The organism is Actinomadura sp. WMMB 499 (assembly GCF_008824145.1).
Taxonomy (GTDB): domain Bacteria; phylum Actinomycetota; class Actinomycetes; order Streptosporangiales; family Streptosporangiaceae; genus Spirillospora.
Window position 1 is genome coordinate 1,248,908 of record NZ_CP044407.1, and the last position, 25,113, is coordinate 1,274,020.

24 protein-coding genes and 1 pseudogene are annotated in these 25,113 nt (G+C 72.8%); 14 read left to right on the top strand and 11 right to left on the bottom strand.

The features are described 5' to 3' along the window. The first annotated feature begins 18 nt into the window (after positions 1 to 18). From F7P10_RS05275 to F7P10_RS05290, 4 genes are all read left to right on the top strand, one after another. Positions 19 to 627, top strand: coding sequence for a TetR/AcrR family transcriptional regulator (locus tag F7P10_RS05275; protein ID WP_151008324.1), 609 nt, complete (start codon positions 19 to 21; stop codon positions 625 to 627). A 76-nt stretch (positions 628 to 703) separates the two neighbouring features. Then, complete coding sequence (locus tag F7P10_RS05280; RefSeq protein ID WP_151008325.1) at positions 704 to 2,266, top strand: glycerol-3-phosphate dehydrogenase/oxidase; 1,563 nt, start codon at positions 704 to 706, stop codon at positions 2,264 to 2,266. Between the two features lie 118 nt (positions 2,267 to 2,384). Further along, positions 2,385 to 3,290: a sucrase ferredoxin gene (locus F7P10_RS05285; protein WP_151008326.1), complete on the top strand. Its 906-nt coding sequence runs from the start codon at positions 2,385 to 2,387 to the stop codon at positions 3,288 to 3,290. Between the two features lie 197 nt (positions 3,291 to 3,487). Next, positions 3,488 to 3,784, top strand: a complete 297-nt coding sequence (locus F7P10_RS05290) for a WhiB family transcriptional regulator (protein ID WP_075901375.1) — start codon at positions 3,488 to 3,490, stop codon at positions 3,782 to 3,784. A gap of 252 nt (positions 3,785 to 4,036) precedes the next feature. Here F7P10_RS05290 and F7P10_RS05295 read toward each other — a convergent pair whose 3' ends face one another. The 3 genes from F7P10_RS05295 to F7P10_RS05305 all read right to left on the bottom strand — a co-directional run bounded on the left by F7P10_RS05295 (position 4,037) and on the right by F7P10_RS05305 (position 6,942). Then, positions 4,037 to 4,762 carry a phosphoribosyltransferase gene (locus F7P10_RS05295; RefSeq protein WP_151008327.1) on the bottom strand — a complete coding sequence of 242 codons (726 nt, stop codon included), beginning with the start codon at positions 4,760 to 4,762 and terminating at the stop codon, positions 4,037 to 4,039. Between the two features lie 65 nt (positions 4,763 to 4,827). Further along, the gene (locus F7P10_RS05300; RefSeq protein WP_151008328.1) at positions 4,828 to 5,811 is read right to left on the bottom strand and encodes an aryldialkylphosphatase; all 984 of its coding nucleotides are present in this window, start codon (positions 5,809 to 5,811) and stop codon (positions 4,828 to 4,830) included. 39 nt (positions 5,812 to 5,850) lie between these two features. Continuing rightward, complete coding sequence (locus F7P10_RS05305; RefSeq protein WP_151008329.1) at positions 5,851 to 6,942, bottom strand: YihY/virulence factor BrkB family protein; 1,092 nt, start codon at positions 6,940 to 6,942, stop codon at positions 5,851 to 5,853. Positions 6,943 to 7,884: 942 nt separating this feature from the next. Between F7P10_RS05305 and F7P10_RS05310 the strand changes: the two are divergent. The 4 genes and pseudogenes from F7P10_RS05310 to F7P10_RS05325 all read left to right on the top strand — a co-directional run bounded on the left by F7P10_RS05310 (position 7,885) and on the right by F7P10_RS05325 (position 11,186). Continuing rightward, positions 7,885 to 9,551: pseudogene (locus F7P10_RS05310) on the top strand (nitrite/sulfite reductase). 11 nt (positions 9,552 to 9,562) lie between these two features. Beyond that, positions 9,563 to 9,724, top strand: coding sequence for an Insertion element protein (locus F7P10_RS05315; protein ID WP_151008330.1), 162 nt, complete (start codon positions 9,563 to 9,565; stop codon positions 9,722 to 9,724). Next, positions 9,721 to 10,431, top strand: a complete 711-nt coding sequence (locus F7P10_RS05320; protein WP_151008331.1) for a phosphoadenylyl-sulfate reductase — start codon at positions 9,721 to 9,723, stop codon at positions 10,429 to 10,431. Before F7P10_RS05315 ends, F7P10_RS05320 begins: the two co-directional genes overlap by 4 nt. A gap of 8 nt (positions 10,432 to 10,439) precedes the next feature. Next, complete coding sequence (locus F7P10_RS05325; RefSeq protein ID WP_151008332.1) at positions 10,440 to 11,186, top strand: sirohydrochlorin chelatase; 747 nt, start codon at positions 10,440 to 10,442, stop codon at positions 11,184 to 11,186. A 25-nt stretch (positions 11,187 to 11,211) separates the two neighbouring features. On the opposite strand, the gene F7P10_RS05330 is transcribed toward F7P10_RS05325, so the two are convergent. Further along, positions 11,212 to 12,153: a DUF1177 domain-containing protein gene (locus tag F7P10_RS05330; RefSeq protein ID WP_151008333.1), complete on the bottom strand. Its 942-nt coding sequence runs from the start codon at positions 12,151 to 12,153 to the stop codon at positions 11,212 to 11,214. A 95-nt stretch (positions 12,154 to 12,248) separates the two neighbouring features. Here F7P10_RS05330 and F7P10_RS05335 point away from each other — a divergent pair, with 95 nt between their 5' ends. From F7P10_RS05335 to F7P10_RS05345, 3 genes are read left to right on the top strand one after another with little or no spacing between them, the layout of a single operon-like run. Continuing rightward, positions 12,249 to 13,055 (top strand): IclR family transcriptional regulator, encoded by an 807-nt coding sequence (locus tag F7P10_RS05335; RefSeq protein WP_151008334.1) that lies wholly within the window; start codon positions 12,249 to 12,251, stop codon positions 13,053 to 13,055. 8 nt (positions 13,056 to 13,063) lie between these two features. After that, a complete protein-coding gene (pepE, locus tag F7P10_RS05340) occupies positions 13,064 to 13,768 on the top strand; it encodes a dipeptidase PepE (RefSeq protein ID WP_151008335.1) in 705 nt (234 codons plus the stop codon). A 41-nt stretch (positions 13,769 to 13,809) separates the two neighbouring features. Further along, positions 13,810 to 14,091: a hypothetical protein gene (locus tag F7P10_RS05345; protein ID WP_151008336.1), complete on the top strand. Its 282-nt coding sequence runs from the start codon at positions 13,810 to 13,812 to the stop codon at positions 14,089 to 14,091. 42 nt (positions 14,092 to 14,133) lie between these two features. Here the strand turns inward: F7P10_RS05345 and F7P10_RS05350 are convergent, their stop codons facing one another. Beyond that, positions 14,134 to 14,856, bottom strand: a complete 723-nt coding sequence (locus F7P10_RS05350; RefSeq protein WP_151008337.1) for an SDR family oxidoreductase — start codon at positions 14,854 to 14,856, stop codon at positions 14,134 to 14,136. A gap of 101 nt (positions 14,857 to 14,957) precedes the next feature. Here F7P10_RS05350 and F7P10_RS05355 point away from each other — a divergent pair, with 101 nt between their 5' ends. Continuing rightward, entirely contained in the window at positions 14,958 to 15,788 is an 831-nt protein-coding gene (locus F7P10_RS05355) for a helix-turn-helix domain-containing protein (protein ID WP_151008338.1), read from the top strand. Positions 15,789 to 15,792: 4 nt separating this feature from the next. Here F7P10_RS05355 and F7P10_RS05360 read toward each other — a convergent pair whose 3' ends face one another. Next, the gene (locus F7P10_RS05360; RefSeq protein WP_151008339.1) at positions 15,793 to 16,479 is read right to left on the bottom strand and encodes a DUF1707 domain-containing protein; all 687 of its coding nucleotides are present in this window, start codon (positions 16,477 to 16,479) and stop codon (positions 15,793 to 15,795) included. A gap of 160 nt (positions 16,480 to 16,639) precedes the next feature. On the opposite strand from F7P10_RS05360, the gene F7P10_RS05365 reads away from it, so the two are divergent. Then, a complete protein-coding gene (locus F7P10_RS05365; protein WP_151008340.1) occupies positions 16,640 to 18,265 on the top strand; it encodes an acyl-CoA dehydrogenase family protein in 1,626 nt (541 codons plus the stop codon). Between the two features lie 110 nt (positions 18,266 to 18,375). On the opposite strand, the gene F7P10_RS05370 is transcribed toward F7P10_RS05365, so the two are convergent. The 4 genes from F7P10_RS05370 to F7P10_RS05385 form a co-directional block, all read right to left on the bottom strand. Then, entirely contained in the window at positions 18,376 to 20,280 is a 1,905-nt protein-coding gene (locus F7P10_RS05370) for a hypothetical protein (RefSeq protein ID WP_151008341.1), read from the bottom strand. A gap of 614 nt (positions 20,281 to 20,894) precedes the next feature. Continuing rightward, complete coding sequence (locus tag F7P10_RS05375) at positions 20,895 to 21,890, bottom strand: LLM class flavin-dependent oxidoreductase (RefSeq protein WP_151008342.1); 996 nt, start codon at positions 21,888 to 21,890, stop codon at positions 20,895 to 20,897. After that, on the bottom strand, positions 21,887 to 22,189 hold the full coding sequence (locus tag F7P10_RS05380) for a DUF1330 domain-containing protein (RefSeq protein WP_151008343.1): 303 nt from the start codon (positions 22,187 to 22,189) through the stop codon (positions 21,887 to 21,889). The genes F7P10_RS05375 and F7P10_RS05380 overlap by 4 nt, the downstream gene beginning before the upstream one ends. Before the next feature lie 370 nt (positions 22,190 to 22,559). Continuing rightward, entirely contained in the window at positions 22,560 to 23,498 is a 939-nt protein-coding gene (locus F7P10_RS05385; protein ID WP_151008344.1) for a LysR family transcriptional regulator, read from the bottom strand. A 98-nt stretch (positions 23,499 to 23,596) separates the two neighbouring features. Between F7P10_RS05385 and F7P10_RS05390 the strand changes: the two genes are divergently transcribed. Then, positions 23,597 to 24,457, top strand: a complete 861-nt coding sequence (locus tag F7P10_RS05390; protein ID WP_151008345.1) for an LLM class F420-dependent oxidoreductase — start codon at positions 23,597 to 23,599, stop codon at positions 24,455 to 24,457. 283 nt (positions 24,458 to 24,740) lie between these two features. Here F7P10_RS05390 and F7P10_RS05395 read toward each other — a convergent pair whose 3' ends face one another. After that, a complete protein-coding gene (locus tag F7P10_RS05395) occupies positions 24,741 to 25,079 on the bottom strand; it encodes a TraR/DksA family transcriptional regulator (protein WP_151008346.1) in 339 nt (112 codons plus the stop codon). Positions 25,080 to 25,113: the final 34 nt, after the last annotated feature.

The window sequence follows — 25,113 nt, forward strand, 5'->3', positions numbered from 1 at the left end:
TGGCTTACACTGTGACACATGACGTCGAATCGTCACAATGGGACCGGCGCCCGGACCGCCGACGACACCGTCCTGGACGCCGCCCGCGACTGCGTCCTCGCCGTCGGGGTGCGCCGGACGACGCTGACCGACATCGCCCGCCGCGCCGGCGTCTCGCGGATGACGCTGTACCGCCGCTGGCCGGACGTCCGGACGATCGTCGCCGACCTGATGACCCGCGAGTGGACCCGGATCGGCACCGCCGTGCAGCCGCCGGACGACGGCCGCCCGGTCCGGACCCGGCTGGTGGACGGCCTGGTCGAGGGCGTCCGCGCGTTCCGCGGGCACCCGCTGCTCCGCAAGATCGTCGACGTGGATCCCGAGCTGCTGCTGCCCTACGTCCTCGACCGTCTCGGCGCCAGCCAGCTGGCGTTCCTCGAGCTGTTCGAGGACGCGATCGCCGCCGGGCACCGCGACGGGACGATCCGCCCCGGCCACCCCCCGCGGCAGGCGCGCGCGCTGCTGCTGGTCGTCCAGTCCTACGGGCTGTCGGGACGGACCATGATCGACGAGGACGATCCGGAACTCACCGCGGCCGCGTTCGACGCCGAGCTGCGCGGCGCCCTCGAACGGCTCCTCGCCCCGTGAGAGCCCGCACCCCGGCCGACCGCCCTGCCTCATTCCGTCCCCGGCCCGAAAGCCCGGATACGCACGAAGGAGTCCGATGACCGCCTCCCTCACCCCTGGCGCGATCGCGACGCCCGCCCGGTCGTCGCTGGACCGGGAGCGGCGCGCCCGCGAGCTGGCGGCGCTCCCGGACGAGGTCGTGGACGTCCTGGTCGTGGGGCTCGGCGCCACCGGGGCCGGGGCGGCGCTGGACGCCGCGTCGCGCGGGCTGTCGGTCGCCGCGATCGACGCGCACGACCTGGCGTTCGGGACGTCGCGGTGGAGCTCGAAGCTGATCCACGGCGGGCTGCGCTACCTGGCGTCCGGGCAGGTGGACGTGGCGCACGAGAGCGCGGTCGAGCGCGGGACGCTGCTGACCCGGACGGCGCCGCACCTGGTGGCCGCGCAGCCGTTCGTCCTGCCGCTGACGCCGCTGGTGCCGCGCTCGCACGCGCTGGCGTCCCGGGCGGGGCTGCACGCGGGGGACGCGCTGCGGCTCGCCGCGCGGACGCCGCGGGCCGCGCTGCCGCGCCCGCGCGGGCTGTCGGCGGTGGAGACGCTGCGGGCGGCGCCCGCGCTGCGCCGGCTGGGGCTGCGCGGCGGGCTGCTGTCCTGGGACGGGCGGCTCGCCGACGACGCGCGGCTGGTCACCGCGATCGCGCGGACGGCCGCCGCGCACGGCGCCCGGATCCTGACCCGGTGCCGCGCGCTGGCGCTGGCCGGGGACGGGGCGCTCGTCCGGGACGAGGAGACCGGCCGGGAGTTCACCGTGCGGGCCCGCGCGGTGGTCAACGCGGCCGGCGTGTGGGCGGGCGGCCTGGTGGACGGGGTGCGGCTGCGGCCGTCGCGGGGGACGCACCTGGTGCTGCGGCCGGAGGCCCTGCCGGGGCGCGCGGGGATGCAGATCCCGGTGCCGGGCGAGTTCGGCCGGTTCCTGCTGGTGCTGCCGCAGGAGGACGGGCGGGTCTACGTCGGGCTGACCGACGAGCCGGCCGACGGCCCGATCCCAGACGTGCCCGAGCCGTCCCCCGGCGAGGTCGGGTTCCTGCTGGACGTGCTGGGGACGGCGCTCGAGGTGCCGGTGCGGCCCGCGGACGTGGTGGGCGCGTTCGCGGGGCTGCGCCCGCTGCTGGACGCGGGTGCGGGAGGCGGGACGGCCGACCTGTCGCGGCGGCACGCGGTGCTGGCCTCGCGGGAGGGGGTCGTGACGGTCGTCGGCGGCAAGCTGACGACCTACCGGCGGATGGCGCAGGACGCGGTGGACGCCGCCGTGCGGGCCCGCGGGCTCGCGGCGGGGCCCTGCCGCACCGCGCGGATCCCGCTCGTCGGGGCGGCGTCCCCGGACCGGCTCGCCCGGCTGGCCGCGCCGCCGCGGCTCGTCCGCCGGTACGGTACGGAGGCGCCGCTGCTGGCGGCGCTGGGCGCGGACGATCCGGCGCTCCTGGAGCCGGTCGTGCCCGGGCTGCCGGTGCTGGGCGCCGAACTGGCGTGGGCCGTCCGGCACGAGGGGGCGCTGGACGCGGGCGACGTCCTCGACCGGCGCACCCGCATCGGGCTCGTGGCCGCCGACCGGGCCGCCGCGCTACCGGTGGCCGAGGCGCTGACCAGGACGTCCTCGTGATGAGCGGGCGGGTGATACGACGCGCGCGGCGGGTATGACGTTCCCCACCTTCGCTGGCCCCCGAAGGCTCCGTTAGGTTAACCTAACCTAACAGGGCCAAGATCGGCGGGGGGTTTCTTTGACGCGCGGCAAGGGCTGCGGGCACTGCCCGGGCAGCCACACCGGCGAACGGCCGTGCCTGGCCAGCGCCACCACCAAGGCCCGCTCGTGGCTGCTCATCGAGCACCCGGGGCCGTGGCCGGAACGCGTCGAGGACATCGCCGGCCCCGCGCCCATCGCACAGACCCTGCGGGCCGCGCTGCGAGCGGGCGTCCGGCCGCAGCTCATCCGCCGGACCGGGCGCCGCGGCGCGACTCCCCCGGTCCAGGTGTACGCGGCCTACTCCGAGGGTGACCGGGTGTGGATGGAAGGGCGCAAGCTCGCCGATCCGGGCGAGCTGGCGGCCCTCGACCTGGACGCCCTCGCGGCGGGGCGCTCGCCGGGACTGGGCGCGCCCGTCCTCGACCCCGTCCTGCTGGTGTGCACGCACGGCAAGCGCAACGCGTGCTGCGCGCGCACAGGTGCTCCGCTCGCGCGGGCGCTGTCGTCACGTTTCGGTCCGCTCGTCTGGGAAACCACCCATGTCGGCGGTGATCGATTCGCAGCGAACCTTGTATGTCTCCCCCACGGCTTCTACTACGGCGACCTCGGCGAGACCGAGGCCATATCGGCGGTGAACGCGTACCTGCGCGGCGAGGTCGTGCTGGACCGGCTGCGCGGCCGGGCCGGGACGCCGGAGCCCGTACAGGCCGCCGAGCACTTCGTCCGGGCCCACACGGGACGGCTGGAAGTGGACGCGGCGACCGTGGAATCCCTCACAGGGACATCTCGGTACGAAGCGGTGGTCGCCGTTCAGGAGAGCCGTTACCGGGTCGTCTTCGAGGCCGTACAGCAGTCGGCCCCGTGCGGACCGGACTGCGGAGAGAACCTGGAAACCTACATTGTTAGGGACCTCACTCTTCTCAACGCGGCGGCCCTCGTGTAATCTCTCGGAGGTCCCTTTAGAGGGCCTCCGTGTCGCACGTCCCCAGGATTCCGGAGTAACCGGACGGGGAACAGAGCGGCAACTCCAGACGTTGGACCATTCGGCGCTTCGCTTCTGACTCCCGTCATGTGAAGCACGTCGAGCGTCCATGTCCTTTGTTCAGTAGCTCAGTACGAACCAATCAAGGTGGGTGTTCCATGGCTCAGGTACGTCGGCAGGCAAACCTCCCTCGTCCCAGCTGGGGCTGGCAGGACGCCGCGGCGTGCCGGGGGGAAGACCTCGTCCTCTTCTTCGGTCCCGACGGCGAGCGCCAGCCCGAGCGCGAGATCCGCGAGCGCAAGGCCAAGCAGATCTGCATGGGCTGCCCGGTCCGCACGGATTGCCTGGACTACGCGGTGTCCCGGCCCGAGAAGTACGGCACGTGGGGCGGCCTCAACGAGGATGAGCGCGCGTCCGAGCGCCGGCGCCGCATGCGTCGCGCCAACGCCGCCTAGCCGACCGCGAACCGGGCGGCGCAGCCTCCACCCGCATCACCGGCCGCCCCGACGCTCCCAGAACCACCCCGGCACGCCACCGAGAAACGACACGGCCCCGCACCCGGCGGGGCCGTTTGCGTTGCCCGTACCCGGTCCGAAGGGCCGGGTACGGGCGTTTGCGCCCCTCTTGCCCCGTTCCAGGATTCCGGAATTACCGGCCGACCGCCTTTTACCGCACCCGGCGGCGGCACGTGCGCCATTTCCGGAAATTCATCTGGGTCCTTTATCCGGCGCCGCCATCCGGCCCGCGCGTTCCAGCCAGCCGATCACGTCGCGGTCGGTGAGCTGATCGAAGTTCCGGTACCACTGCCCGACCGCGCGGAAGTCCCACGGCGCCGCCGGCACCACCAGGGCGTCCACCTCGGGCTCCAGCAGCCGGACGGTCTCCGCGGCGCCCACCGGCACCGCCAGGACCAGCCGCGACGGGCCCCGCTCCCGCAGCGCCCGCACGGCCGCGCGGGCCGTCCCGCCGGTCGCCAGGCCGTCGTCGACCACCACGACGGGCCGTCCGGACGTCTCCGGCGGCGGGCGCCCGCCCCGGTACGCCGTCACCCGCCGCTCCAGCTCCGCGCGCTCGGCCTCCACCGTCGCCGCCAGGTCGTCCTCGGTCAGCCCGAGCCGCGCCAGCAGCCCCGCGTCGAACACCGGCGCACCGCCCTCGGCGATCGCCCCCACGCCCAGCTCCGGCTGCGCCGGAAAACCGATCTTGCGGGTCACCAGGACGTCCAGGGGCGCGCCCAGCCGCCGCGCTATCTCGTACCCGACGGGAACGCCGCCGCGCGGCAGCGCCAGCACCACCGCGCCCTCCAGCCCCAGCGGGGCCAGCCGCTCCGCGAGCACCCGGCCCGCCTCGGTCCGGTCGGCGAACGGCAGGCGCACCGTCTCGTCCCGCAGGCTCTCCTCGCGCGTCCTGTTCCATTCCTTGTCCCAGGGCATCGCGCACACCCCCTCCGGGGTCGCTTGCACCTTCCCCGGAGCCCTACCCGCTCAGCGCGGTCTTGTCAGGAGGAGAGCCACCTGAGGGGGTTGTCGTGCAGGATTCCCCGCAGGGTCGCGTCATCGGCGCCGGCGGCGCGCAGCGCGGGCAGGAACGTCTCGAACAGGTAGCCGTACCCGGCGCCGCCGTAGCGGACGACCTGCGTCATGCGGGACACGCCGGTGCTCAGCAGCACCCGGTCGGCGTGCCCGGCGTCGAGCATGTCCATGACGGCGCGGACGCGGGCGCCGAGGGCCGCGTGGTCGTCCCCGGCGAGGCCGAGCGTCCCGAACGAGACGTACGCCCCCGCCTCCGCGATCTTCCGGTGCTGGCCGGGGTCGTCCACCCGGTCCTGCTGGCCGACGGCGACCCGCTCGGGCGACAGCCCGGCCGTGGTGAGGATCTCCAGCTGGGCCAGGCCCGCGCGGCCGTAGGTGGCGACCGGCAGCCCCGAGTAGCGGGCGGCGCGGGCGGCGGCGCGCAGGCACAGCTCCTCGGTCTCGGTGGGCGCCTCGCCCCAGGTGCCGATCTCGCCGATGACGCCCGGCAGCGCGTTCGTCCCGTCCATGCCGAAGCCGATCTCGGCGAGCAGCCGCTCGGACAGCCGGTCCACCGCGGACGGGCCGGTGCCGGCCTCCGCCGCGGCCACCGCCTCGCGGACGAACTCGGGGTGGAACGGCTCGGTGAACACGCCGGTGGCGGCGACCACCGCGACCCGGGCGGCGGCCGCGACCCGGGCGAGCGAGGCCGCGTCCCGGCCCATGCCCGCGCAGGTCAGATCGACGACGAGGCCGAGACCGTGCTCCGCGCGCAGCACGGACAGCTCGTGCTTGACCGCCTTCTCCTCGTCCAGGTAGCGCCGGGGGTCCGAGCCGACCATCGCGGGGCGCGCGGGCCACCGCAGGTCCATGCGCAGATGCTCGTGGGAGAGCACCGGGCCGGAGATGTCGGACGTCGCGATCGTGCCGGTCACGGTCCGGATCCGGCGGGGCTCCTCACGAAGGGTCATGTACGCCGAGGTTACGACATGTTTGGCCTTTTCATGGGTTTAACCGGCGGAGTTTTTACCCTCCGCCCCGTCGGCCCCACCCGCGTCCCCGTCCTCGCGCCCGTCCTCTTGCTCGTCCTCTTGCTCGTCCTCCTGCGCCTCCCGGACGGCCCGTGCCCGCGCCGTCCCCGCGCTGGGCCACAGCCGGTCGATCTCCGCGTTCAGCGCCGCCCCGATCAGCACCGCGAACGCCGCCACGTACAGCCAGGCGAGCACGGCGATCGCCGCCGCCAGCGACCCGTACACCGACACGCCGCGCAGCGACCCGGCCAGGTAGAGGCGCAGCGAGAAACTCCCCACGATCCAGATCAGCAGCGCCAGCACCGCGCCCGGCACCTCCCGGTACCAGGCCGTCCGCACCGGGACGCTCATGTGGTACAGCAGCGCGAGGAACACGATCGAGCCCGTCACCACGACCGGCCAGTACAGGACCGGGACGAACTCGGCGCTCTCCGGCACCGCGTGCCGCACCAGCGTCGGCCCCAGCACCAGCAGCGGGATGACCACGAGCATCACCAGCAGCCCGATCAGGTACAGGAAGAACGCGCGCAGCCGCGTCCGCACCACCCCGCGCACGCCCGACAGCCCGTACGAGATCGTGATCGTGTCGACGTACACGTTCGTCGCCCGCGACCCCGCCCACAGCGAGATCAGGTAGCCGATCGACACGATGTCGGGACTGCCGCCCCGGATCACGTCGTCGATCAGCGGGACGACCACCGTGTCGACCGACGGGCCGGTCAGCACCGTCCGGGCCTGCTCGATCGCCCAGTTGCGGATCTCCGCGACCGTGCCCGACCCGAGCGCGCCGCGGAAGTGCCCCATCGTGCCGATCAGCCCGATCACCAGCGGCGGCAGCGACAGCAGCGCGAAGAACGCCGCCTCGGCCGCGAGCCCGGTGACCCGGTGCCGGAACGCCGTCACGGTCGTCCCCTTGACCAGCAGCCACGCCACCCGCGGGACGGCCCGGACCCGGCCGGGCACGCGCCGCGGCAGCGGCCGGAGCAGGCGGCGCCGCGGCCCCGGCGGGCCGTCGGCTGGATCCGCGTCCCCGGACGAGGGGACGCCGTCGGCGTCGGAGACGGTCGTCACACCGCCTCACCGTAGAGCGTGCACCGACCGTGACGTCCGGGTCCGCCCGATCTCGCACCCGAATCCGCGCCTCGCACGACGCCCCCCGTTCAGCCGTCCGTCCCGTCCCGTTCCCCGCACCATCACTCTGACGCCGCGCACCGGCGCGCCGCCCAAGATCATCGCAGCCGCCCGGCTCCGAACCCGGAACCCCGCCCGATCGGGCGAGCCTCCGTCCCGTCCGTCCGGCGGAATCGCCGGGCGGTCGCCCCGCGACCGGGACGGCCCGGGAGTCATCACGTGCCACGACGCCGCACACCCCCGGCGACTCGGACGGCGATGCGGGCGGACGCCCGGACGGCGCGGCCGGGGCGGAGCCCCGGCCGGGCGGCGGTCGCCGGCGGAGGGTGGCGGGGCGCACAGGAAAAGGTGAGTGAGCATCGCCGGTCATCGGGGACAATGGAAACCGTGATATGCGAGTCGTGCCGCGCGCGCCGCCACGGGGACTGCCGTGACGGGTCGTGGTGCGACTGCCAGCACCGGGAGGGTCCCGCGACGCGCGCGACGAGGGCGTCGGGCGCGCGGGACGGACGGGGCCCGGACTCCCGCGACGATGCGGCGCCGACGCCGGGAAGAGCGAACCCGCCGTGAACTGGCGGCGGCAGGGGTGAGAGCCGAAACGATGACTCTTCTCACGCGTCCGCATCCCGGACGTAACTGGACAGGCCGCGAGACGGCATGTCAGAGTTCGGGTATGACTGCTGCGGACCCGTTGCTGGCGAAGCGCCGGCACGTCGACTTCCTGCGCGTCCGCAGCGCGATCTGTCGGTGACGCCCCGACCACGCCCCCGTATCGCTCCAGCCGGGCGCGTGGTGCATCGGCGTCATCTTTGACCTCTCCTGCTCAACGTCGAGCCGGCCGTTCGAGACTGCCGGTGCGCTACGCGTCCCTCACGACCACAGATGAGGACGCGCGCCGTGCCACCCGCGATCAAGCGCAAGAAGGGCGAGGGCCAGTGGGCCCTCGGCTACCGGGAACCGCTCAACAAGAACGAAGAGAACAAGAAGAACGACGACGGGCTCAACGTCCGTCAGCGGATCATCGACATCTACTCGAAGACCGGCTTCGACTCGATCGACCCCGCCGACCTGCGGGGGCGGTTCCGCTGGATGGGCCTCTACACCCAGCGCAAGCCGGGCATCGACGGCGGTAAGACCGGGGCCCTCGAGGACGAGGAGCTCGAGGACAAGTACTTCATGATGCGCGTCCGGATCGACGGCGGCCAGCTCAGCCCCGCGCAGCTCCGGGCGGTCGCCGACGTCTCCACGACGTACGCGCGCGGCACCGCCGACATCACCGACCGGCAGAACGTCCAGCTGCACTGGGTGCGGATCGAGGACGTCCCCGCGATCTGGGAGCGGCTCGAGGCGGTGGGGCTGCACACGATCGAGGCGTGCGGCGACACCCGCGCACGATCCTGGGCTGCCCGCTGGCGGGGATCGCCGAGGACGAGATCATCGACGCCACGGCGGACCTCCGGAACATCCACGACCGCTACGTGGGCTCGCCCGAGTTCTCGAACCTACCGCGCAAGTACAAGACGACGATGTCCGGCTGCACGTCGCACTGCACGGTCCACGAGATCAACGACATCGCGTTCGTCGGGGTGAAGAACGACGAGGGCGAGATCGGCTACCAGGTGTTCGTGGGCGGCGGGCTGTCGACGAACCCGATGTTCGCGCAGAGCCTCGGCGTGTTCGTGAAGCCGGAGCAGACGCACGAGGTGTGGCACGGCGTCACCTCGATCTTCCGCGACTACGGCTACCGGCGGCTGCGCAACCGCGCCCGGCTGAAGTTCCTCGTGAAGGACTGGGGCGCGGCGAAGTTCCGGGAGGTGCTGGAGAAGGAGTACCTCGGGTACGGGCTTCCGGACGGCCCGGAGCCGGCCGCTCCGCTGCCCAGCCGCGACCACGTCGGCATCCGCCGGCAGCAGGACGGCAACTTCTACGTCGGGTTCGCGCCGCGCGCCGGACGCGTGAACGGCGAGCTGCTCGGCGTCATCGGCGACCTCGCGGACCGGTACGGATCGGGACGGGTCCGCACGACCATCGAGCAGAAGATGGTCATCCTGGACGTTCCGGAGGAGCGCACCGAGGCGCTCGCGGAAGAGCTCGCGAAGCACGACCTGCAGGTGCGCCCGTCCACGTTCCGGCGGCAGACGATGGCCTGCACCGGCATCGAGTACTGCAAGCTCGCGATCGTCGACACCAAGCAGCGCGCGATGGACCTGATCGACGAGCTGGAGAAGCGGCTGCCCGACTTCGACCAGCCGCTGTCGATCAACGTCAACGGCTGCCCGAACGCCTGCGCCCGCATCCAGGTCGCCGACATCGGCCTCAAGGGCCAGCTCGTCGTGGACGAGAACGGCGACCAGGTCGAGGGCTTCCAGATCCACCTGGGCGGGCAGCTCGGCGCGACGTTCGGCAAGAAGGTCCGCGGGCTGAAGACGACCTCGGACGCGCTCGGCGACTACGTCGAGCGGGTCGTGCGCAAGTTCGACGAGCAGCGCACCGACGGCGAGACGTTCGCGGCGTGGGTGCAGCGCGCCGACGACGCGGACCTCAAGTAGGAGCAGCCCCCATGAGCGAGCGGATGGCGCCGTTCTACTGCCCGTACTGCGGCGAGGAGAACCTCGAGCCCCGGGAGGAAGCGGGCTCGTGGTTCTGTCCGGACTGCGTCCGTTCCTTCACTTTGAAGTTCCTCGGCGTTGGAGCCCCCCGCACTAAGGAGAACTCCCGGTGACACTCCTGGAGACCGACAGACCGGCACTCGATCTCGAAGACGTCGTCGAATCCGCGGCCACCGCGCTGGAGGGCGCGCCCACCCTGGAGGTCATCCGGTGGGCCGCCGCCACGTTCGGCGACCGCATCTGCCTCACTTCGTCCATGTCGGACGCGGCCCTGATCCACCTGGTGTCGAAGGTCAAGCCGGGCATCGACGTCCTGTTCGTCGACACCGGCTACCACTTCGCCGAAACGATCGGGACCCGCGACGCCGTCGAGGCCGTCTACCCGGTGAACGTGATCAACGTGACGCCGTCCCGGACGGTCGAGGAGCAGGAGACGGCGCTCGGCCCGCGGCTGTTCGGCCGCACCCCCGACCTGTGCTGCCACCTGCGCAAGGTGGAGCCGCTGGGCCGGGCCCTGGAGGGCTACATGGCGTGGTTCAGCGGCATCCGGCGGGACGAGACCGCCAGCCGCCGCGACCGCAGGGTCGTGGAGTGGGACCGCAAGCGCGGCATGGTGAAGGTCAACCCGATCCTGGACTGGACCCAGGAGGAGATGGACAACTACATCGAGGACAACGGGGTTCTGGTCAACCCCCTGCACTACGACGGCTACCCCTCGATCGGCTGCGCGCCGTGCACCCGCCCGGTCGCGCCCGGCGAGGACCCGCGCAGCGGCCGCTGGGCGGGCCTGGGCAAGACCGAATGCGGCATCCACCTGTGATCTATCCGATGACCCCGCCGATGGTCGCGGTCGCGCACGGGAGCCGGGACCCGCGCGCCGCCGCGACCGTCTTCGAGCTGCTCCGCGCCGTCCGGGTCCGCCGCCCGGACGTGCCGGTGCTGCCGTCCTTCCTGGACCACGCCCCGCCCGCGCCCGACCGGGTGCTGGACGGGCTGGCCCGGGACCGCGCGGACGAGGCGGTGGTGCTGCCGCTGCTCCTCACCGCCGCCTACCACAGCAAGACCGACATTCCGGGCGTGCTCGCCCGGGTCCGGTCCCGGCACCCGCGGCTGCGGCTGCGCACCGCCGGGACCCTCGGCCCGCACCCCCTGCTGACGGCCGCGCTGGAGCGGCGGCTCGCGGACGCGGGCGTGCGGCCCGGCTCGCCCGACACGGCCGTCGTGGTCGTGTCGGCCGGTTCCAGCGACGCGTCCGCGAACGCCACCGTCGCCGCGCTGGCCGAGCGGTGGCGGTCCCGCGGCTGGTGGGACGCCGCCGCGGCGTACGCGTCGGCCGCGAGCCCGGCACCCGCCGAGGCGGTGGCGGCGCTGCGCGAGGCGGGCGCCCCGCGCGTCGTCGTCGCGTCCTACTTCCTGGCGCCCGGGTACTTCACCGACAAGGTCCGCGACGCCGCGCTGGCGGCCGGGGCCGACGCGGTCTCCCCGCCGCTGGGGGCGGCGCCCGAGGTCGCCGAGCTGGTCGTGCGGCGCTACGACGAGGCGCTGCTGGCGGCGCGCGAGGCCGCCGCGGTCTGAGCCGTCCGCCGTCCGGCCGTAGGGCCTACTCCGCGCCGAGCGTCTGCAGGTGCGCCAGGGAGCCGTAGCGCGCGACGAGCGCCTCGTACTCGTCCTGGTCGTGGAAGGTGAGGGCGCCCGCGCCGAACGCCTTGGCGGCCTCCACCGCGAACCGCGCCGCGGCCGCGATGTCGGTCTCGTGGCTCGCCCCGGTGGCGCAGCCCGGGACGGCGGACGCGGCGGTGACGGCGAGGCCGGCGACGGGCGCGTCCGTCGCGGTCGCGGGCTGCAGGATCGAGTTCAGGTGGTAGACGCCGTTGCCGTACGGGGTGATGTCCTGGGTGGTGATCGGGTAGGTCACGGCGGGCTCGCCGGTGACGACCGCCAGGAGGTTCGCGAGGGCGTCGCTGACCCGCAGGATGTAGCCCTGCTTGACCGTGGGCGACAGGGCGAGCCCGCGGTGGTTGATGATCGTGTTGCCCTTGGTGGTGTCGATGGACAGCACGGCGTCCATGTCGGACGTCACCTCGTGCTCGTTCATCGCCGCGATGTCGACCGGCGAGTCCATGAACGGGACCGGGTCGTGCGGCTGCGTGGGCGCGTCCGGGCAGATGTGCGTGGCGATGACGACGTCGCCGTCCAGGACGTCGCCGCGGTAGCGCATCTCCAGCAGCTTCGCCGCCGCCGCCAGCGCGGCCGCCGCGCCGTCCCCGTCCGAGGTGAAGCCGAGGACCTCGGGGCGGGCGCCGACGCCGCCGAGCCGTCCCACGATCCCGAGCGTGGGAGCGTCCCCGCCCGCGGCGCGGCCCCGGCGCCCCGGCACGCGGACGCGCAGGAAGTCGGTGGACCCCCTGCCGCCCCGGACGGTGACGATCTCGGCGCCCGACCCGGCGGGCCCCGCGGCGGCGTCGAGGAACTGGGCGAGCGAGCGGCCGGACGCCGCGGGGTCGTCGAGCCGGTCGATCACGGCGAGGACGTGCTTGAGCATGGGCCTTCCTTGCTGGCGGGGAGCGTGTTTCCCCAGGTTGCAGCGCTATTATCGGCATAAGCAACTTTGTCCCGCTATTCGCAACCGGAGCGCGCATGGGTTCGGGCTTCGCGGCGGACCGCGACACCCCGCGCGGCCTGCTGCAGACGGCCGACCGGGCGCTGCTCGTCCTGCTGGGCCTCGACCGGCACCGCACCGACTGGGGCGTGACGGAGGTCGCCGAGGAGTTCGGGTGGGACAAGTCCGTCGCCCAGCGGGTCCTCGCGACGCTCGCGCACCGGGGGTTCCTCGTCGCCGACCCCGACACCCGCCGGTACCGGGTCGGCCCCGCCGCGCTGCACCTCGGCCGGACCTGGGAACGCTCCGGCTCGCTGCGGATGCTCGTCCGGCCGGTCCTCGCGGAGCTGTCGGGGCTGACGGGCGACACCGCGCTGCTGTCGGTCCCGGACGGCTTCCACATCCGGTGCGTCGCGGCCGTCGACGGGGAGGAGGGGCCGCTGCGGTACTACCCGCTCGTCGGCGAGCTCTACCCGGCGCACGCGGGCGCGACGGCCCAGGCGTACTTCGCGTTCGTCCCCGAGGACCGGCGGCGCCGGCTGTTCCGCGACCGCCCGATGGCCCGCTTCACCGGCCGCACCCTCACCGACCCGGACGCCCTCGAACGCCGCTTCCACCGCGTCCGCGAGCTCGGGTACGCGTTCACGATCGGCGAGTACGACGCCCACGTCGCGACCCTCGCCGTCCCCGTCCACCTGCACGGGGAGCCGTATGGGAGCCTCAGCCTCGGCGGCCCCGAGGCCCGCTTCGAGGCCCCCGGCGACCGCCTCCCCCGCATCCGCCGCGCCGCCGAACAGGTGGAGCGGCTGCTGACCGGCGCCCGCCGCCACCGAGAGGAGCCCTGAAGAGCACCGTGGAACTGCTGCTGCTGTCGAACTCGACGAACCACGGCCGCACGTACCTCGAGCACGCGCTGGACACGGTGACCGCGTTCGCCGGCGCGGGCTCGACGCTCGCGTTCGTCCCGTACGCCCTCGCCGACCACGACGCCTACACCGGTACCGTCCGCCGGGCCCTCGAGCCGCGCGGGATCACCGTGCGGGGCGTCCACGCGGCGGGCCTGGCCGGCGCCGACGCGGTGTTCGTGGGCGGCGGCAACTCGTTCCGCCTGCTCCGCGACCTGTACCGGACCGGGCTGCGGGACGAGCTGCGCGGCGCCGTGCGCGGGGGCCTCCGGTACATGGGCGCGAGCGCGGGGACGAACATGGCCTGCCCCACCCTGCGGACCACGAACGACATGCCCATCGTGCAGCCCCCGAGCTTCGACGCCCTCGGGTTCGTCCCGTTCCAGATCAACCCGCACTACATCGACCCGCGCCCCGGCGACACGCACATGGGCGAGACCCGCGAGCAGCGGCTGGCGGAGTTCCTCGAGTGCAACGACGTGCCGGTCCTCGGGCTGCGCGAGGGCACCTGGCTGCGCGTCTCGGACACCGCGGCGACGCTCGGCGGCCCCCTCGGCGCGCGCCTGTTCCGCCGCGCCGAGCCCCCGCGCGAGCTGCCGGCGGGCGCGGACGTCTCGTCCCTGCTGGCCGACCGCGCCGCGTTCGACTCCTGACCCGGCGTTCGGCCGGCCGAACGCCGGGTATGCGAGCACGCATGGACGAACGCGACTTTTCCGAAGATTCCGGGCACGCACCCCGGAAGACCCACGACCGGGAGTTCGCGCCCGTGAACCAGGGGGCGAACTCCCGGGGCCGCACGCGTCCGGGCACGCCCGTCCCGCATCACGTCCCGGACGGCGAGGAGGCGGGGACCGGCGACGAGGCCACCGACATCAGCGGCACCGGAACGCCCGGCGTGCGGCGCGCGCACCCGGACGCGCTCCCGCCGGACGAGCGCGGCGTCGAGGAGGCCGAACGCCACGACGACAGCCGCTGACGCCGAAGCGTCCGGTGAGACCCGGCTCGCGGGGAGATTCGTTCAGCGCTGGGCGGACGGACGGACGACGATCTCGTTGACGTCGACGTCGGCCGGTTGCGCGAGGGCGTAGGAGACGGCACCGGCGATCGCGTCCGGTTCGATGGCGTTCGCGCGGTAGATGCGGATCGATTCGGCGGTGTCGGGGTCGGTGATGGAGTCGGCGAGCTCGGAGGTGACCACCCCCGGCGAGACGGTGGTGACGCGGATCGAGGGCGGGGACTCCTGGCGCAGGCCCTCGGTGATCGCCCACGCGGCGTACTTGGTGCCGGAATAGACCGCGCTCGTGGGGACGACCTCGTGGGCGCCGATGCTCGCGATCGTGACGAAGTGGCCCGCGTCCTGCTCGGCGAAGTGCGGCAGGACGGCGGCGATCCCGTGCAGGAGCCCGCGGACGTTCACGTCGATCATCCGGTCCCACTCGTCGACGAGCAGCGCGTCGAGGCGCGACAGCGGCATGACCCCGGCGTTGGCGATCATGACGTCGACGCGCCCGAAGCGGTCGCGGGCCGTCCGGACGAACGCCTCGACGTCCGCGCGGTCGGTCACGTCGAGGCGCACCGGGTGCAGGCCGCCGCCGGCGCGTTCGGCCAGCTCGCGCAGCCGGTCGAGGCGCCGCGCGCCCGCGACCACCCGGTGGCCCTCCCCCGCGAGGCGGGCGGCGACGGCGGCGCCGATGCCGCTGCTGGCTCCGGTCACGAGAATGGTCTTCGATTCGGTGTTCATGCCCTCGACACTGCCCACGCCCCGCGCCGGGCGGCAGTGCGCGCTCTTCCTGGGAGCGGCGCACCCAGGAACGCGCCGAGCGCCCGGCCTAGCATGGCGATATGTCACGTTCCGAGCTCGGCGCCCACCTCACCGCCCGGCGGGCCCTGGTCACGCCCGCGGACGCCGGCCTGCCCGCCACGGGTCACCGGCGGGTCCCGGGGCTGCGGCGGGAAGAGGTCGCGATGCTGGCGGGGGTCAGCGCCGACTACTACGTCCGGCTGGAGCAGGGCCGCGAGCGCTCGCCGTCCGCGCAGGTGCTGGACGCCCTCGCGGCCGCGCTCCGGCTCGACGACGACGGCCGCCTGCACCTGTTCCGGCTGGCCGGGCTCGCCCCGCGGGACCGGTCCCCCGCCGTGCCCGGCCGCGTCGATCCGAGCCTGCTGCAGCTGATGAGCGCGTGGCCGAGCAATCCCGCGATCGTCTACAACCGCGCCTACGACGTGCTGGCCTCCAACGCGATCGCGGACGCGCTGTTCGGCGGGTGGGCGTACTCGCGCAACCTCATGCACATCGTGTTCACCGACCCCGCCGCGCGGGAGTTCTACCGGGACTGGCACGACGTCGCGCGGAACTCGGTGGCCGGTTTCCGGCTCGGGCACGGCCGGGCCCCGGACGATCCGCGCGTCCGGGGGGTGCTGGCCGAACTGCTCGAGGCGAGCCCCGAGTTCGCGGAGCTGTGGGCGCGGCACGACGCGCGCGGGAAGGCGCTCGAGAGCAAGCGGTTCGCGCACCGCGGCGTGGGCCCGGTGACGCTGACGATGCAGACGTTCGACGTCCGCTCGGCCCCGGGGCAGGAACTGGTCGTCTACCACGCGGAGCCGGGGTCGGCGAGCGCCGAGGCCCTCGCCCTCCTCGGCTCGCTGGCCGCGACGTCGCGCCGGGACGGCTGAGCCGTCAGGACCTGCGGTCGTGCCACCAGGCGCTGATGGCGCGGCGGACGGGGGCGTGGTGCTCGTCGTCCACGATCTTGATGTCGCCCATCACGGCCCGCGCGGTGACCTGGACGACCGGGACGCGGGCGCCCGCGCCGGACTCGCGCACGGCGACCTTGCGGTCGCCGAGGAAGGCGTAGCCGCTGAGCTCGACCGCGATCCCGTCCGGCACGATGATCTTCACGTCGCCCATGACGGCGGTGGCCTGCACGCGCACCACTCCGCTGGGCACCTGCGCGCCGCGCAGGTCGAGCTCGACGTCGCCCATCACCGATACCGCCTCCAGCGGCTCGTCGATGCGGCCGACGATGCGCTCCTTGCAGTCCCCCATGATCGCGCTGAAGCGGCGCTTGACCTGGAGCGGCGCGGGTTCGGCGCCCGGCGCGCCCATGCCCGGCAGGTCGGCGGTGATGCCCTCGAGGTCGTCCCGGGAGACGGCGGCGTAGGCGGCCTCGGTGCGCTCGGTGAGCTCCTCCAAGGTGAGCCGGCCCTCGACGGACGCCACGCGCAGCCACTCGACCACCGCCTCCCGCTCGGCGTCGGACGCGCGGACGCCGGGAGTCGCGGGACGGCCCGGCCCCGGACCGGGCGCGGAATCCTTCGAGCCGCCGGGGGACGGGGACCCCGGCCGCGGGGTGGACTGACTCATGATTCCGAAGGTATGCCCCCGGGGCCTTCGTACAATCCGCCGCGCGGACGAGATGCCCCACCACTTCAGGAGGATGCCCGCCCGGGCATGATCATCTACCTCGCCGAATACTGTTCGGTAGGGTGGGCGCGAACGATGCCCGCAGGTAGGGAGCAGTGCCGTGACCCACGAGGTTCTCAACCAGGTCCCGCCGCTCGCGGGCCACGACGTCGCCGACGAGCCCGCGCTGCTGGACGGCCTGGCCCGCGAGGGCGCCGGCTGGGCCGCCGATGAAGTGCACGAGCTGGGCCGGCTGGCGGGCACCGAGTGGGCGCAGGAGCAGGGCCGCCTCGCCAACGAGCACCCGCCCGTCCTGCGCACCCACGACCGCTACGGGCACCGCGTCGACGAGGTCGAGTACCACCCGGCCTGGCACGAGCTGATGACCGTGGCCGTCGGGCACGGCCTGCACGGCTCCGCCTGGGCGGACGGGCGCGCGGGCGCGCACGTCGCGCGGGCCGCGAAGTTCTACGTGTGGCGCGTCGACGCGGGCCACGGGTGCCCGATCTCGATGACGTACGCGGCCGTCCCGGCACTGCGGCGGGAACCCGAACTGGCCGCGCGGTACGAACCGCTGCTCACGGAGCGGGAGTACGACTACGGCCTCCGTACGCCGCTCACCAAGCGCGCGCTGCTGGCCGGCATGTCGATGACCGAGAAGCAGGGCGGTTCGGACGTCCGCGCCAACACCACGCGCGCGACGCCGCAGGCCGACGGCACGTACCACCTCGTCGGGCACAAGTGGTTCACGAGCGCGCCCATGTGCGACGTGTTCCTCACCCTCGCCCAGGCACCCGGCGGCCTCACCTGCTTCCTGGTGCCGCGCGTCCGGCCGGACGGCACGCTGAACCCGCTGCGGCTGATGCGGCTCAAGGACAAGCTCGGCAACCGCTCCAACGCGTCGTCGGAGATCGAGTACGACGGCGCGGTCGCGTGGCGCGTCGGGGACGAGGGACGCGGCGTCCGCACCATCATCGAGATGGTGAACATGACCCGGCTGGACTGCGTGATCGGCGCGGCGGCCGGGATGCGGCACGGCGTGCAGGCGGCCGCGCACCACGCGGCGCACCGCGCCGCGTTCGGCCGCGACCTGATCGACCAGCCGCTGATGCGCAACGTCCTGGCCGACCTCGCGATCGAGTCCGAGGCGGCCACGACGCTGATGCTGCGGCTCGCCGGGGCGACCGACCGGTCGGTGCGCGGCGACGAGACCGAGGGGGCGGTCAAGCGGCTCGGCCTGGCGGTCGGCAAGTACTGGGTCTGCAAGCGCTGGCCCGCGCACGCCGCCGAGGCCCTCGAGTGCCTGGGCGGCAACGGCTACGTGGAGGAGTCCGGGATGCCCCGCCTGTTCCGCGAGTCGCCCCTCAACGGCATCTGGGAAGGCTCCGGCAACGTCGCGGCGCTCGATCTCCTCCGCGCGACGCTGCGCGAGCCGCACACGCTGGAGGCGTTCTTCGACGAAGTCGATCTCGCCCGCGGAACCGACCCGCGCCTCGACGCCGCCGTCAAGGAGGCGAAGGACGGCTTCGCCGACACGGCCACGATCGAGTTCCGCGCCCGCCGGGTCGCCGAGCGCCTGGCCCTCGTCTTCCAGGCGTCCCTGCTGGTCAGGTACGGCCACCCGGCGGTGGCCGACGCCTTCTGCGCGTCCCGCCTCGACGGCGACCGGGGAACCGCCTTCGGCACCCTCCCGCCGGGCCTCGACCTCGCCCCGATCATCGACCGCGCCGTCCCGAAGATCGGCTGACCCGCGGCCCTCGAGGTCACCACCGGCCTCGCAAAGCCCCGAGCCGGCTCGACCGGCACCGGCCGTCCCGGCCGCACCGGGCCGGGACGGCCGGCCCGGTGCGGATGGGGTCAGGTGCCGCCGGCGGGTTGGGTGTAGGTTCGGCCGTTGATCGTGGTGGTCAGGGTTCCGGTCGCCTGGAAGATGTTGTCGAAGATGTCGATGGTGAGGTGGAAGCCGTCGGGGCTGGACTTCTTGGTGGCGTGGACGGCTCCGGTCTGGACGAGATCGGAGTGCCAGTCGACCTCATTGACCGTCGGCGTGGGGTTGGTCGTGGTGACGCGTTCGGTGCCGTTGAGGATGTGGCGGCCGTCGTCGGAGAAGTTCCTGTAGGTGACCTCGACCGTGCTGATCGCGGTGCGATCGGCGTTCTCGGTGATCTTCACCTTGGCGACGCCGGACTTCTTGCCGGACAGGAAGTACTCGCCCTGCGGGGGGTAGGGGCGCTCGGGGGCGGCGCTGCCGGGCACGTACGGAGTGCCCCACGGGACGGTGTCGGAGATCGGGCGGACCTTGCGCGGCTTGCGCGGCTTGCGGGAGGTGAGGTCGGCGATCATCATGCGCGAGGTGCGGCCGCCGTCGGCGGTGGAAGGCCGGCAGGGCAGCGGGTTGGCACCGCCGCACGCGGGCGGGACGACGAACGACTGCCAGTAAACGATCTGGGTGCCGTCAGGGGACCACTTGGGGTCGGCTCGGCCGTTCCAGTACGGGTCGCTGACGCTGCCCGGGGCGCCGTCGCCGGCGTTGATCCGCTGGCCGGAGTAGGTTCCACGGTCGCCGTGCCGGTCGATGAGGTAGGGCTGGAAGAATCTGCGGTCCCCGTTGTTGCGGGTGGAGGAGCTGGCGCTGGTGGTGATCAGGTCGGTGATCGGGGGGATGGCGCGCATGCCGGCCATGAACATCTGGCGGTCGGTGCCGCGGGTGTCCATGGCGACGGTCCACCTGTCGTCCGGTGAGATGCCGACGGGGTCCACGTACTCAGGGTGGGCGGTGAGGCGGCGGACCTTGCCGGTTCTGAGGTCGGCGGCGTACACGTCGATGTTGGAGGACTCGGTCGGGTAGCCGACGTAGGTGACCTCGTCCCCGGTACCGGAGAACCCGCGCAGCTCGCCGACCGTCGGAACGTCGGGATCGACCCGCAGCTTACGGGGGTTCCGGGGGTCGACGCGGACCGGCTGCTGGTCGGCGGCCGTGCTGTAAAGCCGTGTCACCTTGGTGATGTCGTAGCGGGGTACGAGCGGCGTGCCGGTCTCGGGTGAGGGGTTGAACGTCAGGCGCCCAAGGTAGGAGTACTGGTTGAACTTGCCGTTGCGAGTGATCGTGACACTACTGAAACCCACGTGCACACCGTCGGGGTGCAAGCGGATCTCGCGGATGGTGCCGCCGGCGCCGGATCCGTCGGCGGTGGTGTTCCACCGCAGCGGGTAGACGTGGGTCCTTTCAGGTGTGCACCGCCTGTCGGCGAAGGCGTACCCGCTGCACTCGATGATGTTCTCACCTGCCAGCAGGCGCTTGCCGTCCCAGGAGGTCTCCGCGTGCTCGTACTCCCCCGTTCGACCGAGCGCGTTCTCCTTGGGGAGGCCGCAGGTGATGCACTTCCAGGCGTCACCGTTGGGGAAGGTCCGCCCGTCGGTCTTGACGATGATCGTCTGGTTGCCGGAGTAGACGGCCGCAGGGTCGGGGGCCGCGGGTGCTCCGGCGAAATGGAGGGTCGCCAAGACGTGCTCGCCGTCGGAAAGGAAGGCTCCGGACTCCAGTCCGACATCGCGGGCGATACATCCGGTCCTGTTCGGGTTGATCTCCGGGGTGCAGGCGCCGGGCTCGGTGGACCGCGTGACCGGCGGGAGCGGTAGTTCGCGGACCTTGATCGGCTCGGGCTCGGGCGGGCGCGGTCCTCCCCCCGGCCAGGAGTGACCGGCCTGAGCCGAGGTGGGGGGTGCGGCCGTGGCCGCGTGTCCGGCGCTGCCGATGGTCATCGCACCGACGAGCAGGACTGCCGTCCACCGGCGTGGCCATCTTCTTCTCAGCCCTGTCGGCATCCGATTCCGCACGTGTGTCCCTTCACCAATGGGCGGTGACCGAAGTCATGAGAAGGCGAGTCGAAAATAGAATCGCAGTACGATTTTCAGAGGTCAAGAGCCTTATTTGCACTACCGGAGAGTAGGATTACCCACAGGCGAGTTTCGGGTTTCGGATGGAGTGGGCCCGCGAGATGGCTGGTCGATCACTCTGTCGGCGCGGAGCCACGACGGCCGGCAGTCGGGGACTGGGCGAAGCGCGTCGGCGAGAACGGCAGCCCTCGTGACGCCGTGGGCCTAACGTTGCCGACGATCGAGGCGAGTTCCGCACCAGGTGATAGACGTCGCACTCGGCGGCCCCGCCGGGGCTGAGAGTGCACCCTCTGTGACGTCGACCGCATCATCGCCCGGATGTTCCGCTCGGCCGGACCGAGCCCCGGCGCCGGACTCGGCCGTACGGTGTCGGTCGGCGAGGCCGTCGGGCCTGTACTGCACGAACCGTGGAAGACACCGGCGTGCGCCTGTAGGTCTTCGGGGCTCGGCTGGAGCCTTCGTGCGGACCCACCGCGCTGTTACGCCGGGCGGCCCGCGGAGGCGAAGGCCCGGAGTTCGCGCGCCACGTCCGGGCCGGTGGGCGTGTAGATGACCTCGCCGAAGCCGAGTTCGGCGAGCTTCGCCAGTCTCCGGCCGATGCGGGAGGCGTCACCGATCATGGTCTTGACGTCGATGTGGTCCAGGAGGCGGCGGTCGCGGTCGGGCAGGTGGGTGACGTGGCCCTCGAAGGTCACCAGGTGGCGTTCGTGCTCCGGGGCGAGTGCCTCGAGTTCCTCCCGCCAGGCGCGTCCGCCGGGCATGGCGTCGACGGCCTCGGCGCCGCCGGTGGCGTAGGCGTTGTGCCAGTCGACGACCCGCCACGGCCCGACCGCCTCCCGGACGCGATCGGACGCCGGGTCCTCGCCGGGATCGAGCACCGTGCCCGAGACGATCGTCGCGGTCGGCAGGCCGGGCCGTGGAGGGCCGATGATCCCGTCGGCGAGCTCACGGGCGAGGGCGGCGCCCTTGGGGCCGAAGACGCTGAGCCACAGCGGCACGTCGACCGGACGGGGGACGGTCAGGCCGTCGGCGTGCAGCATTCGCGCCGGCCCGCCGTCCACGATCGCGGTCCGCCCGGCGAGCAGGCCGCGGAGCGCGGTGACGTAGTCGCCCAGCGCGTCCATCCGCATGGGGCGCTGCCCGACCGCAAGGCGGGCGGTGAACCCGGTACCGAAGCACGCGCGGAACCGTCCATCGGAAATGCGTGCGATGGTGGCGATGGCGGACGCCATGGCCATCACCGATCGCTGCTGGGGGATGAGGACGGCGGTGCCGAACCCGATGCGGGCCGTCCGCCCGGCGGCGAGGGCGAGGTGGACGAAGGGGTCCTCCCACAGCGGCGCCGAGTCGTAGATCCAGACTCGTGCGTAGCCGAGTTCTTCGGCCAGGACGGCGAGGTCCGCGAAGTCCGGCCCTGGCGGAAGACCGCAGGACAGTTCCGGACCGGACGCGCCGTTGCCCGGTGCCGCGCTCACGACGGGAACTCGAAGCCGGAGAGGATCACGACGTTGGAGTCGGCCGCCGCCAGCCGCAGCGGCCTGGCCTCCCCGTAGGCGTCCGACTCGTACCAGGCGCGGGCCGCCTCGACCGACTCGAACTCCAGGACGACCGTCCGGTCGCCGTGCCATCCGCCTTCCAGGACCTCGGGCCGCGTGTCCACCGAGAGCACCTTGGCCCGGCCGTCGATCAGTGCCCGGGCGGACGCGCGGCTGTAGGCGTCCATGGCCTCCTGGTCCTTGATGGCCTCGGTCAGTATGACGTAACCCTTGGGCATTGACTCTCCTTCGAGGGGGCGGGGCCCGGGCGGTGCGAGCGGTCACGGGACGGTGGGGGCGTGGCGCCCCGGCGCGATGCGGCCGGAGCGCCGGAGGTCAGGGGACGGGTTCGCGGACGCGATGGATCTCCGCGTCGGCGCCGTTGACGACCTGGGGCCGGTGCCAGATCTCGACGACCATGGAGGCGGAGCCGTCCTTCCGCCCGGCCGGTCGCGGAAGGACGGCTCACCCGCTCCGCCGCTCGCTCGGCTCAGAGCGACTCCCATCATGAACTTCGATGAGCAGGTCTGAGAAATAGAAGTCCGTGATACCTGGATGCGTGGATCGCATGGCGGCGCCGATGGCGGGCCGCCGGTGCAGGCAACCTGATCAGCCGAGGTACCGGCTCGGCTGGACCGAGCGCCACCTGCCGTCGGTCACCGCCAGGTGGACCTGATCGATCAGCGACCGGGCGACGACCTGCGCGGCGAGGGGCAGGCGCACCCCGCGCGGCGTCGCCAGGACGACCGAGCGGCGGATCTCGGGTTCGCACAGCGGCGCCGCGGAGAGGAGCCCCGACGCGGCATCGTCGGCGGCGCCGACGCCGGGCAGGATCGTCCAGCCGTGCCCCGCCCGGACGAGTTCTTTCTGGACCCGCATGGAGTTCGTCTGAACGGCGACCTCCAGTTCGATTCCCGCCTGCCCTGCGGCCCGGTCGATCAGCGTGCGCAGCGCGTGACCCGCGGCGGGGAGGACGAGCCGGCGCTTGGCGACCTCGGCGAACGGTATGGGGTTGTCGCCGAGCAACTTCTCCGTCGGGGGCGCGACGGCCCACAGCCCCTCGCGGACGAGCGAGTGGGTGTGCAGCGTCTGTGAGTTGTCCAGGTTGTACAGCAGCGTCAGGTCGAGGTCCTCGTCGTCGAGCCACTGCCGCAGGTGCCCGGAGTAGGCCGTGACCAGGCGCAGCTCGATCCCGGGGTGTTCGGTGGCGACGGCCGACACCAGCGGCTCGGCCAGCATGTCGCTCACGCTCTCCAGCAACCCGACGGTCACGGGGCCCGACACCGCCACGGGGGTCGGCTGGATCTCGGCGCGGGCCCGCTCCAGCTCGTGCAGCGCACGGCGGGCGCGGTACACCATGTGCGCTCCGGCCTCCGTGGGCCGCATGCCGTGCCGCGTCCGCTCGAACAGGGGCACCCCGACTTCCTGCTCCAGAGTTCGGATCTGCCGGGTGACGGCGGGCTGCACCAGATGGAGGATCTCCGCGGCCCGGGTGACACTGCCCACCTCGGCCACCGTGACCAGAGCTCTGAGCTGTTTGAGGTCCACCGCCTGCCCCCACGCAACGAGATATCACCATCATGATTCGTTATTTCCAAGGCTGCCGCATGATCATCCATGATGGAAATCGGCGCAGAGGAGATCTGATGGAACTATCCGGTGTAGGCGTCTGGAGTCCCCACCTCCGATACGGAGACCAGACGGAGGCCGCGGAAGCCGCCGCTGAACTCGAGCAACTGGGGTTCGGCACACTGTGGATCCCGGACGCCGGAGGACCGGTCTTCGACGCCGTCGACCACCTCCTGGCCGCGACGCACCGGGTGACCGTCGCGACCGGCGTCCTCAACCTGTGGATGCACGACCCCGCAGACGTCGCCGCGTCCTGCGCGGCGCTGACCTCCGCCCACGGTGACCGGGTGCTGATGGGCATCGGGGTGAGCCACGCACCACGAGTCGAGGCGGCCGGGGCCGGACCGTACCGTAGCCCCCTGGCCGCGATGAGGAACTTCCTGGATGAATTGGACCGCGCGGCACCACCGGTGCCCGCCGGAACGCGGATACTGGCCGCCCTTGGCCCGAAGATGACTCAGCTCGCATCCGAGCGGACGCGCGGCGTCCACACCTACCTTGCCACCCCCGCCCACTCCAGGATCTCCCGACAAACCCTGGGCGACGGCCCCCTCGTCCTCCCCGAACAGACCGTGATCTTGTGCTCGGACGTGGACGAGGCACGTGCGATCGGGACCGACTGGCTGCGGCGCTACCTCGCACTCCCGAACTATGCGGCCAACCTGCTGCGTCTCGGCTTCGAACCCGAGGACCTGGAGCAGGTGAGCGACCGTCTGTTCGACGCGCTCATCGCCTGGGGGAACGAGGAAGCGATCAAGAAGCGGGTGGACGAACACCGCGCGGCCGGCGCCGACCACGTCTGCCTCCAAGTGCTCACCGCAGAACCGAGCACCTTCCCGCGCGAGCAGTGGCGCCGCCTCGCACCCGCACTCCGCTAGGTGCACCCGGTCATGATCTTGGTGACAGTCGGGGTGACGGATGGCTTACCGCCGAGAGAGACATCTTTCTCCACCGCGCCCGGCCTGATCTCCCTAGTCAGCAACCAAGACGAAGGCCAATCTGACACCTGGGCCGGCGCCGCCCATCGCGGCCTCTTGCAACCGCTCGCGCACCTCGGCGCCGTGGAGGGGTTTCGACGGTTGGCTCGCCACATCGCGAGGCCGCTCAACGCCCGGCACCAGAGGCAACCCGTGCCGGGCACATCTCTTCCCTCGGGCGGGCTCAGGTGCCGGCGCAGGTGATGCAGGTGCGTGTGGACGGGCGTGCTTGCAGGCGGCCGTCCGCGATGGCGCCGCCGCATCGTTCGCAGACGCCATAGGTGCCGTCGTCCAGTCTGCGCAGCGCGTCTTCGATGTCGGCCAGGTGCGCGCGGGCCCGGGCCAGGGACGACTCGATCCGGGCGCGTTCGAAGGCAATGGTGGCACCCTCCGGGTCATGTTCATCGTCCACATTGGCTTGGACGGACGCGTTGACGACGCTGTGCCAGTCGGCGTCCAGCGACGCCACTAGAGCCAGGATGCCGTCACGGTCGGCGATCAAGCGTTCCTGGGCCGAGGCCACGGCACCCTCCAATGTGTGCGGGACCGCCTCTCCA

Bases quoted from the DNA above. Each gene is read 5' to 3' on its own strand.
- F7P10_RS05275 (WP_151008324.1), top strand. From the start codon at position 19: ATGACGTCGAATCGTCACAATGGGACCGGCGCCCGGACCGCCGACGAC.
- F7P10_RS05280 (WP_151008325.1), top strand. From the start codon at position 704: ATGACCGCCTCCCTCACCCCTGGCGCGATCGCGACGCCCGCCCGGTCG.
- F7P10_RS05290 (WP_075901375.1), top strand. From the start codon at position 3,488: ATGGCTCAGGTACGTCGGCAGGCAAACCTCCCTCGTCCCAGCTGGGGC.
- F7P10_RS05295 (WP_151008327.1), bottom strand. From the start codon at position 4,762: ATGCCCTGGGACAAGGAATGGAACAGGACGCGCGAGGAGAGCCTGCGG.
- F7P10_RS05300 (WP_151008328.1), bottom strand. From the start codon at position 5,811: ATGACCCTTCGTGAGGAGCCCCGCCGGATCCGGACCGTGACCGGCACG.
- F7P10_RS05315 (WP_151008330.1), top strand. From the start codon at position 9,563: ATGAGCGAGCGGATGGCGCCGTTCTACTGCCCGTACTGCGGCGAGGAG.
- F7P10_RS05325 (WP_151008332.1), top strand. From the start codon at position 10,440: ATGACCCCGCCGATGGTCGCGGTCGCGCACGGGAGCCGGGACCCGCGC.
- F7P10_RS05330 (WP_151008333.1), bottom strand. From the start codon at position 12,153: ATGCTCAAGCACGTCCTCGCCGTGATCGACCGGCTCGACGACCCCGCG.
- F7P10_RS05335 (WP_151008334.1), top strand. From the start codon at position 12,249: ATGGGTTCGGGCTTCGCGGCGGACCGCGACACCCCGCGCGGCCTGCTG.
- F7P10_RS05345 (WP_151008336.1), top strand. From the start codon at position 13,810: ATGGACGAACGCGACTTTTCCGAAGATTCCGGGCACGCACCCCGGAAG.
- F7P10_RS05350 (WP_151008337.1), bottom strand. From the start codon at position 14,856: ATGAACACCGAATCGAAGACCATTCTCGTGACCGGAGCCAGCAGCGGC.
- F7P10_RS05355 (WP_151008338.1), top strand. From the start codon at position 14,958: ATGTCACGTTCCGAGCTCGGCGCCCACCTCACCGCCCGGCGGGCCCTG.
- F7P10_RS05360 (WP_151008339.1), bottom strand. From the start codon at position 16,479: ATGAGTCAGTCCACCCCGCGGCCGGGGTCCCCGTCCCCCGGCGGCTCG.
- F7P10_RS05370 (WP_151008341.1), bottom strand. From the start codon at position 20,280: ATGACCATCGGCAGCGCCGGACACGCGGCCACGGCCGCACCCCCCACC.
- F7P10_RS05380 (WP_151008343.1), bottom strand. From the start codon at position 22,189: ATGCCCAAGGGTTACGTCATACTGACCGAGGCCATCAAGGACCAGGAG.
- F7P10_RS05390 (WP_151008345.1), top strand. From the start codon at position 23,597: ATGGAACTATCCGGTGTAGGCGTCTGGAGTCCCCACCTCCGATACGGA.